We start from the raw sequence: 820 nt of genomic DNA on the forward strand, positions 1-820 counted from the left end.
GGCACTGTTGCAAATAGTCGGTGGTGATAAACTTATCATCCCCTTTTGCTGATGGAGCTGCACATGAACCCATTCAAAGGCCGGCATTTTCAGCGTGACATCATTCTGTGGGCCGTACGCTGGTACTGCAAATACGGCATCAGTTACCGTGAGCTGCAGGAGATGCTGGCTGAACGCGGAGTGAATGTCGATCACTCCACGATTTACCGCTGGGTTCAGCGTTATGCGCCTGAAATGGAAAAACGGCTGCGCTGGTACTGGCGTAACCCTTCCGATCTTTGCCCGTGGCACATGGATGAAACCTACGTGAAGGTCAATGGCCGCTGGGCGTATCTGTACCGGGCCGTCGACAGCCGGGGCCGCACTGTCGATTTTTATCTCTCCTCCCGTCGTAACAGCAAAGCTGCATACCGGTTTCTGGGTAAAATCCTCAACAACGTGAAGAAGTGGCAGATCCCGCGATTCATCAACACGGATAAAGCGCCCGCCTATGGTCGCGCGCTTGCTCTGCTCAAACGCGAAGGCCGGTGCCCGTCTGACGTTGAACACCGACAGATTAAGTACCGGAACAACGTGATTGAATGCGATCATGGCAAACTGAAACGGATAATCGGCGCCACGCTGGGATTTAAATCCATGAAGACGGCTTACGCCACCATCAAAGGTATTGAGGTGATGCGTGCACTACGCAAAGGCCAGGCCTCAGCATTTTATTATGGTGATCCCCTGGGCGAAATGCGCCTGGTAAGCAGAGTTTTTGAAATGTAAGGCCTTTGAATAAGACAAAAGGCTGCCTCATCGCTAACTTTGCAACAGTGCC

The 820-nt window shown here is 52.4% G+C and carries 1 protein-coding gene; it reads left to right on the forward strand.

Annotated elements, in window-relative coordinates:
* The first annotated feature begins 63 nt into the window (after positions 1-63).
* Positions 64-768: an IS6-like element IS26 family transposase gene (locus tag R8O11_RS26530; RefSeq protein ID WP_001067855.1), complete on the forward strand. Its 705-nt coding sequence runs from the start codon at positions 64-66 to the stop codon at positions 766-768.
* Positions 769-820 lie beyond the last annotated feature (52 nt).

The organism is Vibrio sp. 1288 (assembly GCF_033344475.1).